14 protein-coding genes are annotated in these 14,676 nt (G+C 42.5%); 7 read left to right on the plus strand and 7 right to left on the minus strand.

Translation table 11 applies throughout. The annotated features are described in order from the left end of the window. Positions 1-58 precede the first annotated feature (58 nt). From fmt to E4635_RS15150, 3 genes are read right to left on the minus strand one after another with little or no spacing between them, the layout of a single operon-like run. Positions 59-1,009: a methionyl-tRNA formyltransferase gene (gene fmt / locus E4635_RS15140; protein ID WP_135527545.1), complete on the minus strand. Its 951-nt coding sequence runs from the start codon at positions 1,007-1,009 to the stop codon at positions 59-61. Next, positions 1,006-2,904, minus strand: a complete 1,899-nt coding sequence (locus tag E4635_RS15145) for a RecQ family ATP-dependent DNA helicase (protein ID WP_135527546.1) — start codon at positions 2,902-2,904, stop codon at positions 1,006-1,008. The genes fmt and E4635_RS15145 overlap by 4 nt, the downstream gene beginning before the upstream one ends. Before the next feature lie 56 nt (positions 2,905-2,960). Next, a complete protein-coding gene (locus tag E4635_RS15150; RefSeq protein WP_135527547.1) occupies positions 2,961-3,494 on the minus strand; it encodes an AAA family ATPase in 534 nt (177 codons plus the stop codon). A gap of 252 nt (positions 3,495-3,746) precedes the next feature. Between E4635_RS15150 and E4635_RS15155 the strand changes: the two genes are divergently transcribed. The 4 genes from E4635_RS15155 to E4635_RS15170 all read left to right on the plus strand — a co-directional run bounded on the left by E4635_RS15155 (position 3,747) and on the right by E4635_RS15170 (position 7,011). Beyond that, on the plus strand, positions 3,747-4,031 hold the full coding sequence (locus E4635_RS15155; protein ID WP_135527548.1) for a DUF493 family protein: 285 nt from the start codon (positions 3,747-3,749) through the stop codon (positions 4,029-4,031). Then, positions 4,032-4,763 carry a DUF4290 domain-containing protein gene (locus tag E4635_RS15160; RefSeq protein WP_135527549.1) on the plus strand — a complete coding sequence of 244 codons (732 nt, stop codon included), beginning with the start codon at positions 4,032-4,034 and terminating at the stop codon, positions 4,761-4,763. A 99-nt stretch (positions 4,764-4,862) separates the two neighbouring features. Next, on the plus strand, positions 4,863-6,173 hold the full coding sequence (murA, locus tag E4635_RS15165) for a UDP-N-acetylglucosamine 1-carboxyvinyltransferase (RefSeq protein WP_135527550.1): 1,311 nt from the start codon (positions 4,863-4,865) through the stop codon (positions 6,171-6,173). 67 nt (positions 6,174-6,240) lie between these two features. Next, positions 6,241-7,011, plus strand: coding sequence for a sulfite exporter TauE/SafE family protein (locus E4635_RS15170; protein ID WP_135527551.1), 771 nt, complete (start codon positions 6,241-6,243; stop codon positions 7,009-7,011). Between the two features lie 31 nt (positions 7,012-7,042). Here E4635_RS15170 and E4635_RS15175 read toward each other — a convergent pair whose 3' ends face one another. Next, the gene (locus E4635_RS15175; protein WP_135527552.1) at positions 7,043-9,517 is read right to left on the minus strand and encodes a DUF5686 and carboxypeptidase regulatory-like domain-containing protein; all 2,475 of its coding nucleotides are present in this window, start codon (positions 9,515-9,517) and stop codon (positions 7,043-7,045) included. 50 nt (positions 9,518-9,567) lie between these two features. After that, positions 9,568-9,981, minus strand: coding sequence for a type II 3-dehydroquinate dehydratase (aroQ, locus tag E4635_RS15180; RefSeq protein WP_135527553.1), 414 nt, complete (start codon positions 9,979-9,981; stop codon positions 9,568-9,570). A 216-nt stretch (positions 9,982-10,197) separates the two neighbouring features. On the opposite strand from aroQ, the gene E4635_RS15185 reads away from it, so the two are divergent. Further along, positions 10,198-10,752 (plus strand): porin family protein, encoded by a 555-nt coding sequence (locus E4635_RS15185; RefSeq protein WP_135527554.1) that lies wholly within the window; start codon positions 10,198-10,200, stop codon positions 10,750-10,752. Between the two features lie 222 nt (positions 10,753-10,974). Continuing rightward, positions 10,975-11,643, plus strand: a complete 669-nt coding sequence (locus E4635_RS15190) for an outer membrane beta-barrel protein (RefSeq protein ID WP_135527555.1) — start codon at positions 10,975-10,977, stop codon at positions 11,641-11,643. 70 nt (positions 11,644-11,713) lie between these two features. Here the strand turns inward: E4635_RS15190 and E4635_RS15195 are convergent, their stop codons facing one another. Further along, positions 11,714-12,295: a porin family protein gene (locus tag E4635_RS15195; RefSeq protein ID WP_135527556.1), complete on the minus strand. Its 582-nt coding sequence runs from the start codon at positions 12,293-12,295 to the stop codon at positions 11,714-11,716. A 56-nt stretch (positions 12,296-12,351) separates the two neighbouring features. Between E4635_RS15195 and xerD the strand changes: the two genes are divergently transcribed. Continuing rightward, on the plus strand, positions 12,352-13,257 hold the full coding sequence (gene xerD / locus E4635_RS15200; protein ID WP_135527557.1) for a site-specific tyrosine recombinase XerD: 906 nt from the start codon (positions 12,352-12,354) through the stop codon (positions 13,255-13,257). A 5-nt stretch (positions 13,258-13,262) separates the two neighbouring features. On the opposite strand, the gene hisS is transcribed toward xerD, so the two are convergent. Further along, complete coding sequence (gene hisS / locus E4635_RS15205; RefSeq protein ID WP_135527583.1) at positions 13,263-14,633, minus strand: histidine--tRNA ligase; 1,371 nt, start codon at positions 14,631-14,633, stop codon at positions 13,263-13,265. Positions 14,634-14,676 lie beyond the last annotated feature (43 nt).

The raw sequence follows: 14,676 nt of genomic DNA on the forward strand, positions 1-14,676 counted from the left end.
GTTGATAAATTGAACTTGTTTTATATCAAATCGGCGTCAACCCTACCATTTGTTGGGTTTAAAATGCATGCGCATCGGTTGAGAAAGCCATTCCGTTAAGCAATTCGTGTATGGCCATTTTCTTTTTCCCCGGGAACTGCAATGACTTAATGTGGATATACCCGTCCGGAACAGCGATTTTCATCTCTTTTTTGGTGGTAATCACACTTCCGGCGGCATCAGTATGCGCAATAATCTCTTTTCCGGCGGCATAAATCTTGACATTCCACTCGTCGTTTCCATCCTTAAAATTGCAATAGGCGGTTGGGTACGGGCTCAAACCCCTGATCAGGTTGTACACCTCGGCGGCATTTTTAGTAAAATCGATTTTACAATTGTCCCTGTCTAATTTATAAGCTGTTTTAATACCTGACATATCTTCTTGTATTGTGGTCACCGCTTTTCCTTCCGAAATTAGCTGCAAGGTTTCCAAAACCGTTTCGCTTCCCAAATGCATTAATCGGTCGTGGAGCTCGCCCGCATTTTCCGATTCCAGGATTTCAGTGATTTTACTTAGAATCATGGCTCCGGTGTCGATCTTTTCATCAATAAAAAAGGTAGTCACCCCGGTTTTGGTTTCTCCATTAATAATAGCCCAATTAATAGGTGCTGCTCCGCGGTAATCCGGCAAAAGGGACGCATGCAGGTTGAAAGTGCCCAGTTCCGGCATGGCCCAAACCACTTTTGGCAACATCCTAAACGCCACGACGATATGAAGGTTGGCCTGGAGCGACTTCAATTCGGCCAGGAAAGATTCATCCTTTAAGTTTGTCGGCTGCAACAAAGGCAATTGTTGCCCGAGCGCGTATTCCTTTACGGCTGAAAATTTCACTTTTTGGCCCCGGCCGGCCGGTTTGTCCGGTGCCGTGATCACTCCTACTATTTCATGCTTTTTTTGTTTTACAATGGCATCCAGTATCCCAACCGCGAAATCCGGCGTTCCCATAAAAACAATTCGTAATGCTTTCATTTCTTATGTAATGTATATTGATTTTTTGTATTGAAACTGATTATTCCGTGTTCCAGCAATTGCTTCAGGGCTTCGAGCATTTCCGCTTCTTCCGTGGGAAGTACTGCCGCCAAATCCCTGGAGGTCATGTCTTTTCCTGCCAGCAGCCTTACTATTTCCGTCCGTATGGCTTCTATAGTAAAAGAGGAGGGCTTCTTTTGGGTGCAATAGGAGCAAATGCCGCAATCGGCTGTGTTTTTTTCCCCGAAATACCCCAGCAGCAGCCTGCTTTTGCAGCTCCCTTCATCCGAAACATACCGGATAACGGCGTCCAACTGCTTTTGCTTGACCTGGTTCTGTTTTTCCAGGTGTTTGGAAACCCTGTTGATGGTCCTGTCATCTTCCCTGACTTCCAGGAAAGTGATTTTGGATTCGTTTTGCTGTGAAAAATAGGCTACAATATTGAGGTTCTTCAGTTTCTCCAGCAAATGTAAAACTTTCGCTTCGGTTGTATTGGCTTTTTTAGCAATAAAAACAGTGTTGATATTGGTCTGAAGGTCGAAAATGCCGGGATACGATCGTAAAATGACCGAAATAACCGTGGCATCGTCCGGATTCAGGCTGCTGTAACGGATGACTTCCCTGGATTCGATTAAAAACTGGATCTGGACTTTCTCTGAAAATTCCTGCGAAAGCGAAAGGATGCCCTGCCGGTCCAAAAACTGCAAGGCATTGAAGGTTTTTACCGCCGGGAACTTATATTGGCCGCAAAACTGGTTCAGGCTGAAAGGAAATTCTTCGTTGATGCCTTCCCCATAACCAATGCGGAAATAATTGCAGAGCTTGACAAATACTTCCTTAAGGAAAGCCGTATCGGGCAAAACCGAAAGAAACTGGCTCTCCGCCCGGACCACATCCGACGGGGACGAAATCAGGACGGCAAACGCTTTTTCCCCATTCCGCCCTGCCCTGCCCGCTTCCTGGTAATAGCTTTCTAGGTTTTCGGGCAAATTGATATGGATGACCGTTTTTACGTCCGGCTTGTCAATACCCATTCCAAAGGCACTGGTAGCCACCATTACCGGCGTTTCGTCCTGCATCCAGGAAACCATATTCTTTTCCTTCTCCTTAACGGGCAGCCCTCCGTGGTAAAACGTTGTTTTGTGCCCCAAAGCCTTGAGCTGTGCGGCATATTCATGGCAGTTTTTACGGTTTCGGACATAAATGATGGCCGATTGCGGGTTTTTCGTCAGGATCTGGTTGAGTTTATACAGTTTGTCTTCGGCCTTGATGATAAAATACCCCAAATTATGCCGTGCAAAAGATTGCTGGAAAACCTTCGGGGCTTCCAAACCCAAAAGCCCGATGATATCTTCCTGGACAGGCGGTGTCGCCGAAGCCGTAAGGGCAATAAAAGGGATTTTGGTAAAATGCTGTTTTAAATTTTTTATTTTCAGGTAAGAAGGCCTAAAGTCGTGCCCCCATTGCGACACGCAATGCGCTTCATCAATGGCGATCAATGAAATAGGCAGGGCTTTGATTCTTTCGAGCACCCAATCCTGTTCTAAACGTTCGGGGGAAAGGTACAGGAATTTGTAATTGCCGAACTGGCAGTTGTCCAATAAGGCTATCAATTCGTCCGGTTTTATCGAACCTGTCAGGGCAATGGCTTTGATATCCCTGGCCTGCAGCTGGTTTACCTGGTCTTTCATCAGGGCTACCAAAGGAGAAATGACCAGGCACAGGCCTTCGTTAACCATAGCAGGAACCTGGAAACACAAGGATTTCCCGCCACCTGTCGGCATGAGCCCAAAAGTATCGTTCCCTTCCAGTACCGACCGGATAATGTCTTCCTGAACAGGCCTGAAAGCATCGTAATGCCAATATTTCTGAAGAATCTGTAATGCTTCCTGCATTTTCTTGATTTAGGGGTTTAAAGCTTGAAGAAACTTTAAAACATATAATTCATCCGTTAAAGATGCCCCAAGATAAAAAGAATTCTGTTATCAACCGTATCTTTTGGCACTTCAATAAGAGTATAGCCGTATTTCTCATAGGTTTCAACCAGGTGGTTGTAGATCAGTTTTGCCTGTTCGTAATTTTCATAACGCTCGTTATCGGCAATATAGATATCTTCCCAGGGCGGCAAGATGAATATTTTGGTGTATTTGTTTTCACGGCAGGCTGCATCGAAAAAAGCGGGATAACTGTCTCCTATATAATGCATGTAAGCCAGTACGTCCGGGATACCACGGTCCAGGAAAACAACGTCGTGCGGTTCTTTTTGAGCGTTGTTGAACTGTTTTTTCCTTCCTTCGAGCAATAATTCGCTAAAAAGCAACGGATTTTCAAGAAACAGCTGTTCGATGCCCTGTTTTTTGGCCTCAAGGATCACTTCACGCGAGATTTCAGGATAACAGCAATGTCCTTTGGCTACCAATTGGTCAATGATAGTGGTTTTGCCTGTCCCGGGCCCTCCGATGATAACAACAATTTCTTTCTGCACTTTGTAAAAAATAAAGGCGCAAAAATACTTAAACTTATTGGATTTGAAAAGTTTTTTTAAACAAGCCGCAACAAGGCATTGATTTCAATCGGCAAGGCCAAAAAAAGACCGGTTCCCTAGGCCTCGGAAAGCCAAAAAACGGCCCGTCGGCACATCCCTTATAAAAATATAGGCCGCTGCTCTTATTTCTTGATTTCCATAGCGTAATTCCTAAATCTAAAATTGTATATTTGCTTTTATTTTAATTTGAATATGGATAAGAAAACCACAGAGTTTTATGCGCGATTAAAAGAAGAACTCGACAACGCAAACGTTTGGCCGGCAAAATACTTGTTTAAGTTTATCGTCCCTACCGAAACAGAGAAGATCAAAGCCGTTGAGAATGCGTTCGACCGTATGGGTGCCGTTATTGACACGCGTCAGTCAAAAGGCGGGAAATTCACAAGTGTTTCTGTAGATGTACAAATGCCAAGTGCGGACAGCATTATTAAAAAATACCAGGAAGTTTCGACTGTTGAAGGTATAATTTCCCTATAAATGGATACAAAATACATAAAAGAAATCGCTGCGGATGTAGTGCAGAACCTAGAGTACAATTCTGAAAGAAAAGCACTTATCATTCCTGAATACGGCCGTTACCTGCACAAACTGATTGACCAGGCCACGGCTATCGAAGACCGTACCGAACGCAACAAGGCCGCAAAATACATCATATCGGTAATGGGGAATTTAAATCCTCATTTGCGTGATGTCCCTGATTTCCAGCACAAGCTTTGGGACCAGATTTTCATTATGTCCGATTTTAAACTGGATGTGGATTCCCCATACCCGATCCCGTCCCGGGAAGTGTTGAGGATGAAGCCGGATCCGCTGAAATACCCTCAGAATTTCCCTAAATACAGGTTTTACGGCAACAACATCAAATATATGATCGATGTGGCCAACAAATGGGAAGACGGCGAACTGAAAAACGCCTTGTGCAAGGTCATTGCCACCCACATGAAAAAATCGTACCTGAGCTGGAATAAAGACACGGTGACTGATGCAGTGATCTTCGAGCATTTATTGGAACTTTCAGGCGGAAAAATCAACCTGACCCAAAGCTCTGAAGAACTCCTGAATTCTACTGACCTGATGCGTACCAACAAACGCATGTCAAACAAAATCCAGAACAACAACAACGGTAATAACAACAATGGCGGAAAGCAAAAAATTATAAAAAACGGGAAACCGAAACCTTTTATAAAAAACAATAACAATCCGAAATAATATACATTACATGGGTTTTGGATTATGAATCGATGCCTGGCTAAACAGCATCATTCCTAATTCAGGCTTATATTCACTCATAAATCATACCTCAAAAAAATGGGAACTTTTAAAATTGAAGGCGGTATCCGATTAAAAGGAGAAATCACACCACAAGGAGCTAAAAATGAAGCATTACAGATTTTATGTGCTGTCCTTCTGACTCCGGAAAAAGTAACAATAAACAATATCCCTGATATTATCGACGTCAACAAACTGATTACCTTATTGGGCAATCTTGGCGTAAAAATCCAGAAAAACGGGCCGGGTTCGGTCACTTTCCAGGCAGACGAGGTCAATGTTGGCTATCTTGAAACGGAAGCTTTCAAAAAAGAAGGCGGTTCCTTGCGTGGTTCCATTATGATTGTGGGCCCGCTTTTGGCACGTTTCGGAAAAGGATACATCCCAAAACCCGGAGGAGATAAAATCGGAAGGAGAAGGCTCGACACCCACTTTGAAGGATTTATCAACCTGGGCGCTAAATTCAGGTACGAAAGAGAAGACCATTTTTACGGCGTGGAAATAAACGGGCGCCTGCAAGGTGCTTATATGTTGCTGGACGAAGCTTCGGTTACCGGGACCGCAAACATTGTGATGGCTGCCGTACTTGCCGAGGGCAAAACCACCATTTACAACGCCGCCTGCGAACCTTACCTGCAACAATTGTGCAACATGCTTAACTCGATGGGGGCCAAAATCACCGGAGTGGGCTCCAACCTGATCACTATTGAAGGCGTGGAAAGCCTTGGAGGATGCGAGCACAGGATTTTACCGGATATGATTGAAATCGGTTCCTGGATTGGCCTTGCAGCCATGACCAGAAGCGAGATTACCATTAAAGATGTAAGCTGGGACAACCTGGGAGTCATTCCGAACGTATTCCGCAAATTAGGGATCACACTTGAAAAACGCGGGGATGATATCTACATTCCGTCCCACGAAAACGGGTATGAGGTAAAAACGGATATCGACGGTTCTATTTTGACTATAGCCGATGCGCCTTGGCCGGGATTTACACCTGATTTGCTAAGTATTGTACTGGTTGTCGCCACACAAGCAAAAGGAGACGTATTGATCCATCAGAAAATGTTTGAGAGCCGTTTGTTCTTCGTGGATAAATTAATCGATATGGGCGCCAAGATCATGCTATGCGATCCGCACAGGGCCGTGGTTATGGGTCATGATTTCCAATCACAGCTTAAAGCGACCACCATGTCTTCTCCTGATATCAGGGCGGGGATTTCCTTGTTAATCGCAGCGCTTTCCGCCAAAGGAACCAGTACGATCCAAAACATCGAACAGATTGACCGCGGATACGAAAGAATTGACGAAAGATTAAGAGCAATCGGTGCCAATATTGTCCGTGCTTAATTATAATTTCAAATAGCATCACCTTACTAATCCCATCGCGAATGCCTTGGGATTTCTTTTTTAGACTATGGAAACCAGTATACTTCTTTTTCTTTGCATCGCCTCTTTTTCAGCCGGATTTGTAGATGCCATTGTTGGCGGCGGCGGGCTCATCCAAACCCCGGTAGCTTTAATATTATTACCCAACCAGGCGGTCTCGTCCATTATCGGGACCCTTAAAATACCGGCCTTCAGCGGTACGAGTTTTGCCGCTTCGCAATACCTGAAAAAAGTAGACATGAACTGGAAACTGCTCATCCTCATGTCGGTAATCGCATTTGCTTCGGCTTTTACGGGTTCGACCCTTTTGACCTATGTGAGCAACGATTTTATGAAACCATTGCTCCTGGTTGTCCTCTCGCTTTTGGCGGTTTACACTTTCGTGAAAAAGAATTTCGGGCAACATCAGGAAAAAGCCTTATCCTTAAAACAACAAATTACATATGCCGTAATCATCAGCCTTGCCGTTGGTTTTTACGACGGGTTTATCGGTCCGGGAACAGGCAGCTTTTTTGTTGTGGCTTTTATTTCCCTGCTTGGGTTCGATTTCCTCCATGCTTCCGCAAACGCCAAAATGGTCAACCTGGCCACTAATTTTGGTTCCATATGCCTTTTCATCCTAAAAGGGAAAATCATCTGGGCTATTGCTATTCCAATGGCGGTATGTAATGCACTAGGCGGTTTTATCGGGGCTAAATTAGCTATTGCCAAAGGAAACGGCTTTATCCGCATTTTCTTCCTGATTGTGGTCATCGGGACATTGATCCGTTTCGGCTACGATGTTTTTACCGGCAAATAAGCCCGTCAACAGCAAGAAGAATTGTTTTTCGTTACTCTAGGACATTGAGGAATTTCAGCCCAAAGACAAGCCCGTCTTTTTGAAACCCGCCTTGGTACGAGCGTACATAATCCAACCGGAAGATTTTGAATTTCCCAAACCCTAAATTATTCAATCCTACGGAGAACTCATGGTAAGGCCTTCTCTCCGGAACGGAAAGATTGTGGTACCCTACTATCAGGTTGGCTTTCAGCTTATCGAGCAACGGGATTTTGTTCATGATAAAACCTTTGTCATCATATTCCGAATGCGCTTCAAAAAAAGCATCATTGGTGCTGCTGCTGTAATACGGAAGCAGATTGAAAACGGCAAGATAATTGTCGGTTTGCCCGATATGGGTCTGGTTTCCTGCAAAATGTTTGTAATCCACAAATGAAATCCCGGAAGGGTTGTAGAATTTTCCAGCCGTAATATTCACTCCCAGGCCACCTTTATTGCCCAGGCTGAAGTCCTGTTCAACTTTTCCCGCCACAAAATCGAAATTATACCGATCCAGGTTTCCGCCTAATCCTTTTTCATAAGTAAAATACAGCGTCGGGTATTTGTCATTGGTGATATTGAACTTGCCGTCCGGCCGCGTCCAGTATTCCTGCCCGAAATTAATCCTTCCCGTAATCCTCGCCTTGACCAGGTTATGCTTTACAATAGCCGGTGTCATTTCATCAAAAGGCAACAAAGGATTATTGGACGTATACAGGTCATCGCTTTTAACAATACTAAAATCAGTAGTATTGAACAATGGCTTTCGCTGGGAATATTCAACATTCGCAAAAACCGAAAACCCGTTGATGACTTCCTGGCTGTAGCCAATCCTGGCAAAGCTTTTATCGAACATTTTCATGAAATTATTCTTGAAGAAAAGCGTGCTGACCGTATTGACAATGCTGGAAATCGGGTTTCTTTCATTAAACTGCGCAATGCTCCTTCCCCCGGAAACACTCAAGGTAGCATCGGTCTGGTTGCTGAATTTTTTAGAGAATTCTCCCGTGATCCTTAACTTCTTTTCTTCCAGTCCATAATTGAATGTTGTCCTGGCCTGCAGGTACGTCCTGTCTTCTTCCTTGGTTTTCAAAAATGAAAAACCGGAACTGAACGCATAACCCTGCACTGTATTGAACCTGGCGGAAAGCAAAGGCCCATTGTAGTTTAACGACCAGTTTTCATAGGAATTCCTATAATTATAGCCCATTAAAACATCAGCCAGTCCGAATTTATTGTTTTTCCTGTCGATAGAATCGAGGTATACTTTTGATTTCCTCAAGACCTGGATACTGTCTTTCCTGTGGTAATCACTGCTTTCCTCAAGTGTTAAAGGAATGGGCCTGATGGCATTCCAGAAATTGTCTTCTTTTTTGTTGGCTTCCTTTTCGAAGGTTAGCACTTCCCGCGTGAATGTCTTTTTATCGAATTTCGGCTCAAACTCAAAATTGCTGTATACATAGGTAAACCTTCCCGAAACATTGATTCCCATCATTCCGGCAATAAAATCGAGGCTTTGCGTGTTTTTGGTCCAGATTTTATCATTGGGGTTATAACTGAAGCTCTGTTTTAAGATCAGGTTATCCATAAACGGCATTTGTACCCTTGCTCCTTTTATAACAGCATCGAGGGCGTAAATGGCCCAGGAATCCTCTACAATGTAAATATAGCCTTCAATGACCGGTTCGGTGTCCCGTCTTGGGATTACCTTTATTTTATTGACCTGCTGTTTGTCTTCGGTATAAAAACTTCCTTCTATCTTAAATTTGTAATAGGCGAAGGCGTTATCGCTCAGGGGCGAAATAAGGTTCACCTGGAAAGGGATGTAATTTTCATAAAAATCAAAATCGACGGAAGCGGCATTATTGAAACTGAAGCCGTTGTCTTTCCCGCTTACTTTTGAAGCCACGATGGTTTCTTTCATTTTATCGGGCTTTTGGAAATTCAATTTTGAAACCGTTTCCGACAAATACAAAATTCCGGTCCTGGTAGAGTCCAGGGCTCCGTCAAAATCACCCAATTCCTGCCCCAGGATTTTTTTGGGCGCGTCCTTGATCCGGATAAGCCCCCGGGAATAAAAATCAGCATTGTACTTGGCTGTTTTTTCGGAGTTTTCCTTTTTGGCGGCTATGGCGTTGCGGATTATCTGCCTGGCAGGATCTTCCTGATTGCTCACCGTTACTTCATTCAAGGTAATATTTTCCTCTGCCAATTCAACGTTTAACTGGTACGGGAAAGCTTTTATTTCAACCGGGATCTTTTTGGTTTTAAAGCCCAGGTACTGGACCACGACCGTATAATTACCCGTTTTCTTAAGATTGAGTTCAAACAGGCCGCTTTCATTGGTGGAAGTTCCGTTATAAGTATTTTCAATGAGTATCGTAACTCCCGGAAGGCGGTTGTTTTTAGTATCGGTAATTAACCCTTTTATTTGTGAAAATGAAGCAGTTGCGCATAGCAAAAACAGGACCGGCAGTATTTTTTTCATTGGGAATTTTTTAGCATAAGACTATTATATCCGCAAAAAGTTACGTCCGTTTACAAAAAAGACTGCAATGCCAGTTCATAACTTTTTAGGCCAAAGCCGATTATCACCCCTTGTGCATTAGGGGAAATATAGGATTGATGTCGAAAATCTTCCCTGGAAAATGTATTGGAAATATGCACTTCCACAACCGGTGTGCGGATGGCTTTTATGCAATCGCCAATCCCGATCGAAGTATGCGTATACGCCCCGGCATTGAGAATGATACCGTCATGGTCAAAACCCGTTTCCTGCAGTTTGCTGATGATTTCTCCTTCCACATTGCTTTGGTAATAACTCATTTCAACTTTTTGGTACTTAGACTGCAACGTCTTGTAATAGGTTTCAAAATCCTGGTTCCCGTAAATTTCCGGCTCTCTTTTCCCGAGGAGGTTTAAGTTTGGCCCGTTGATAATGATGATTTTCATTTTGACATTTTAACTTTCGTAAAAGTAATTATTTTAAAATAAGCCGGAATTAAAATCTTTTATTAATTCTCTTTCCAAATAAAATGAAGCTTTCCAAGCATAAATGTTAAATATTTATAAAATTGTTAGTAAAATTGTTAATAACTAAAGGTAAAACCATGCGTGTCAACTATTTATAAGCTTTAAATTCACTATAGTAATTTTAAAACTAAACAAATGAAAAAAGTATTATTAACTGCAGCAGCATTATTCCTGTTTGGATTTGCTAACGCACAAGAGACAAAATTCGGGGTAAAGGCGGGGCTTAACTTAGCGAATTTGACTGGAGATTTAGATGACACTTCCATGAAAGCCAGTTTCCATGTGGGTGGTTTTGCCGAAATCAAGATTTCCGACAAGTTTGCCGTTCAGCCAGAGGTACTTTATTCTGTACAGGGAGCTGATGTAGATGGCGGAACGTATGAGTTCAGCTATATCAATGTGCCGATCATGGCCAAATTTTTCCCTATTCCGCAATTAAGCCTGGAAGCAGGTCCTCAGGTAGGATTCCTGACATCTGCTAAAGGAAAGCCGGATGACGGCCCGGATATTGATGTAAAAGACTTCTTGAAATCTACGGATTTTGGGATTAACCTGGGAGCAGGCTACAATTTCACAGACCATTTTTCTGCCGGGCTGAGATACAACTTCGGTTTATCTAACATCTCCGATGAAGATGGCGGTGATATAAAAAACAGCGTTCTGTCATTGTCTGTAGGATACAGCTTCTAAACCAGAACTAAGAAAATTCCTAAAAACCTCCTCTTATGGAGGTTTTTTTTTGCGAAATTGTAAAAAAAACAACAACAATTGTTAAAATAAAATTAACAAAAAAATACAAACCGTTAATAGCCAATTATTTACAAAAAAGTTACGGAATTAAGGGGTTTTTCCCCCTTTTTTAAAAGAAATTTTGTTTTAGATTTGCCTCCTAATTAAAAATTAAATAAAACAATGAAAAAAGTATTATTGACAGCAGCAGCTGTATTCGCCTTTGGATTTGCTAACGCACAAGAGGAAGCTAAATCTTTCGGATTTTCAAAAGGAAACATTATTGTTGAAGGAAATTTGGGTTTTTCAAGTGATAAAGACAATGAAAGTTTCAATGGAACTGACGTTGAAGAAACTAAAACCAACACATTCAACTTCAATCCTAAAGCTGGTTACTTCGTAACTGACAAAATCGCTGTAGGAGTTGAGCTTGGACTTGGTTCAAGTAAAGAAGAAAACACTGTTTTCGGTACACCAAACGTTACTAATGAAATCAAATCTAACTCTTTCGGAGCTGGAGTTTTCGCAAGATATTATTTCTTGGAATTAGGACAAAGATTCAAAACGTATACTGAAGCTGGTCTTGGTTTTGGTTCAACAAAAAACAAAACTAACGGTACTGAAACTTCAAAAGTTAACTCTTTGAACTTAGGAATCGATTTAGGTATCAACTATTTCGTAACTGATAAATTTGCGATCAACTTCGGTTTAGCTAACGTATTGGGTTACTCTTCTTCTAAAACTGAATTCCCAGGTGGTGGAGAAGACAAATCAAATGAACTTAACGGAAACTTCAATGTTTTCAATAACTTCTTCAATACTGCTCAATTCGGTTTGACTTACAAATTCTAATTTGTAAAGAACATAGCATTAAAAACCACGCCAATGGCGTGGTTTTTTTAGCTTTATAAACAACGGATTCCTACATTTTGAAACCGATACCTGCCTGGAAAACCATATTCTTCGAATCGCTGTCTTTTACCACTTCGTTCAAACTTTGCGTAAAACGGCCGGTCAGGAAAACCCCTCCGGGAAAATTAAACGAAAGCCCGGCGGCAATGGCCGTATCAAAGTTATTCACATTGTTTTCATCTGAAGAATTGTTATCGGATTCGGTTTTTTCAGAAACCTTCAACCCAAATTGCGGTCCTGCCTCGATACTGATAAACCTTCCCAAATACAATTTTGCCATCACGGGCACATTCACATAATCAATCTGGTAGGTTACTTTGTAATTGGAGCCAACAATCGGTTTGACAAGCGTTTCGAAACCTTGTCTTGAATAAACGATTTCCGGCTGGATGGCAAATACTTTCGGGACTATCGGGATTTCGCCTAAAAAACCAATATGGAAACTGGTCCTTGGGTCCGGCCCTTCTTCAAACTTGCCTTTAGATACGGTAGAATAATTCAATCCACCCTTAATCCCAAAATCCTGTGCGGAAACATTGCCTGCAAATGCAAATAAAAATGCACCTAATGTCAATTTTTTAATTAATTTCATATCGTTTATATTTTATACTTATTGAACGTAAAAATAGCAAGAAAATTATCCCTTACATGAAAAGCAGCTGGCAATCGTATATCAAAAACTTTCAATCGTACCTGAAAATAGAAAGAGGATTGTCTAAGAATTCCATTGAAAATTACACGCTAGACATCGAAAAACTCTGCAAATACCTGGAGGAACAAAGCATTGAAATTTCGCCGTTGAAAATCAAGGAAGAAACGGTCCAGCAATTTATTTATGAGATTTCAAAAGATGTCAATCCCCGTTCCCAGGCAAGGGTAATTTCCGGGCTGAAGAGTTTTTTCAACTATCTTATTTTTGAAGATTACCGGACAGACAACCCGATGGAACTCATTGAAACTCCCCGGTTAGGGCGAAAATTGCCTGATACGCTTTCTTTGGAAGATATTGACAAGCTTATTGCCGCCATTGACCTGTCTTCCAACGAAGGGGAACGCAATCGCGCCATGCTCGAAACGCTGTACGGCTGCGGGCTGCGTGTTTCTGAATTGGTAACGCTTAAGATTTCCGATTTGTTTTTTGCCGAAGGTTTTGTCAAGATCACCGGGAAAGGCAACAAGCAGCGTTTTGTGCCCATTAGCGGCCTTACGCAGAAATATATCGAAATGTACCGGAAAGAAAGCCGGGTGCACCTTCCTATCCAGAAAGGGCATGAGGACACTTTATTCCTCAACCGCCGCGGAAAGCAATTGACCCGCGCCATGATTTTTACCATTATCAGGAACCTTGCTGCGGCTATACAGTTAAAAAAAACGATCAGCCCGCATACTTTCAGGCATTCTTTTGCCACGCATTTGCTGGAAAACGGTGCCGATTTGCGATCCATTCAGCTGATGCTGGGCCACGAATCGATCACTACTACCGAAATTTACATGCATGTAGACCGGAAACACCTCAACCAGGTCATGAAGGCTTACCATCCGAGGAATAATTAAAAACCCTACGCAAGCATCGCCTTCAATTCCTCAAAGGATAGTTTGTGCTGTTCGCCTGAAACCAGGTTTTTCACGGAATAATTGTTGTTTGCTATTTCATCGCCACCTACAATTACGGCAAACGGAATGCTTCTTTTATCAGCATATTGGAATTGTTTCCCCATCTTAACATTATCCGGGTACATTTCCACTTTAATCCCTGCCCTTCTCAGGTCAGTAATGGCTTTCATGGCATATTGGGTTTCTTCCTGCCCTAAATTGAAAAAGAGGGCTTTTGAGGTTGAAGTAACCGTTTCCGGGAACAAACCAAGCTCTTCTATGACTAAGTAAATCCTGTCCAGTCCAAAGGAAATCCCTACGCCGCTCATGTTCTTGAGGCCAAAAATGCCGGTCAGGTCATCATAACGCCCGCCGCCGCCGATAGATCCCATGGAAACGCCGCTTGGCGGAGCAATTTCAAAAATAGCACCGGTATAATAATTCAGTCCTCTTGCGAGTGTGACATCCAGGTCTAAAATAGCTGAAGAAAGGCCCAAATCCATCACGTTTGAGCAGATGAACTGCAGTTCTTCCACACCTTTCATACCTTCTGCGGAAGAAGAAAGCAACGCTGATAATTTTTGTATTTTCTCGGTAATGGTCCCTGTAAAATGGAACAACGGCTGTACTTTTTCGATGGCTGTTTCCGAAATGCCTTTGGCGATCATTTCCTTTTTAACGCCGTCCTCTCCTATTTTATCGAGCTTATCCAAAGCGACCGTAAAATCGATCAATTTGTCCGAAGCCCCGATTACCTCTGCAATCCCTGACAATATTTTCCTGTTGTTGATTTTGATGGTTACTCCTTTGAGGCCCAAATCTGTAAAAACCGCATCATACAACTGCACCAATTCGACTTCCTGCCATAACGAAGTAGAACCTACCACATCGGCATCGCACTGGTAAAACTCCCTGAAACGCCCTTTCTGGGGTTTGTCTGCACGCCAGACCGGCTGGATCTGGTAGCGTTTGAACGGGAATTCTATGTCGTTTTGATGTTGTACCACATAACGGGCAAAAGGAACAGTTAAATCGTAGCGTAAGGCTTTTTCAGAGATGCTTGAAGTCAGTTTGTTGCTGTCTTTTTCTGACAAATAACGTTCATTTGCCTTGGCTAAATAATCCCCGGAATTTAAAATCTTGAAAATCAAACGGTCGCCTTCTTCTCCGTATTTCCCCATCAGGGTTTCGGAATTTTCGAAAGTAGGCGTTTCAATAGGCTGGTAACCGAAGTTCTCAAAATGCGTCCGGATTTTCTGGATGATGTATTGACGTTTTGCTACTTCTGAAGGTGAAAAATCACGGGTTCCTTTTGGTATGCTCGGTTTTGATGCCATAGTATTTAGACTGTTTTCTCTTTTGAGGATTAAATGTTCAGGT

This window comes from Flavobacterium humi (assembly GCF_004745595.1).
GTDB lineage: Bacteria > Bacteroidota > Bacteroidia > Flavobacteriales > Flavobacteriaceae > Flavobacterium > Flavobacterium humi.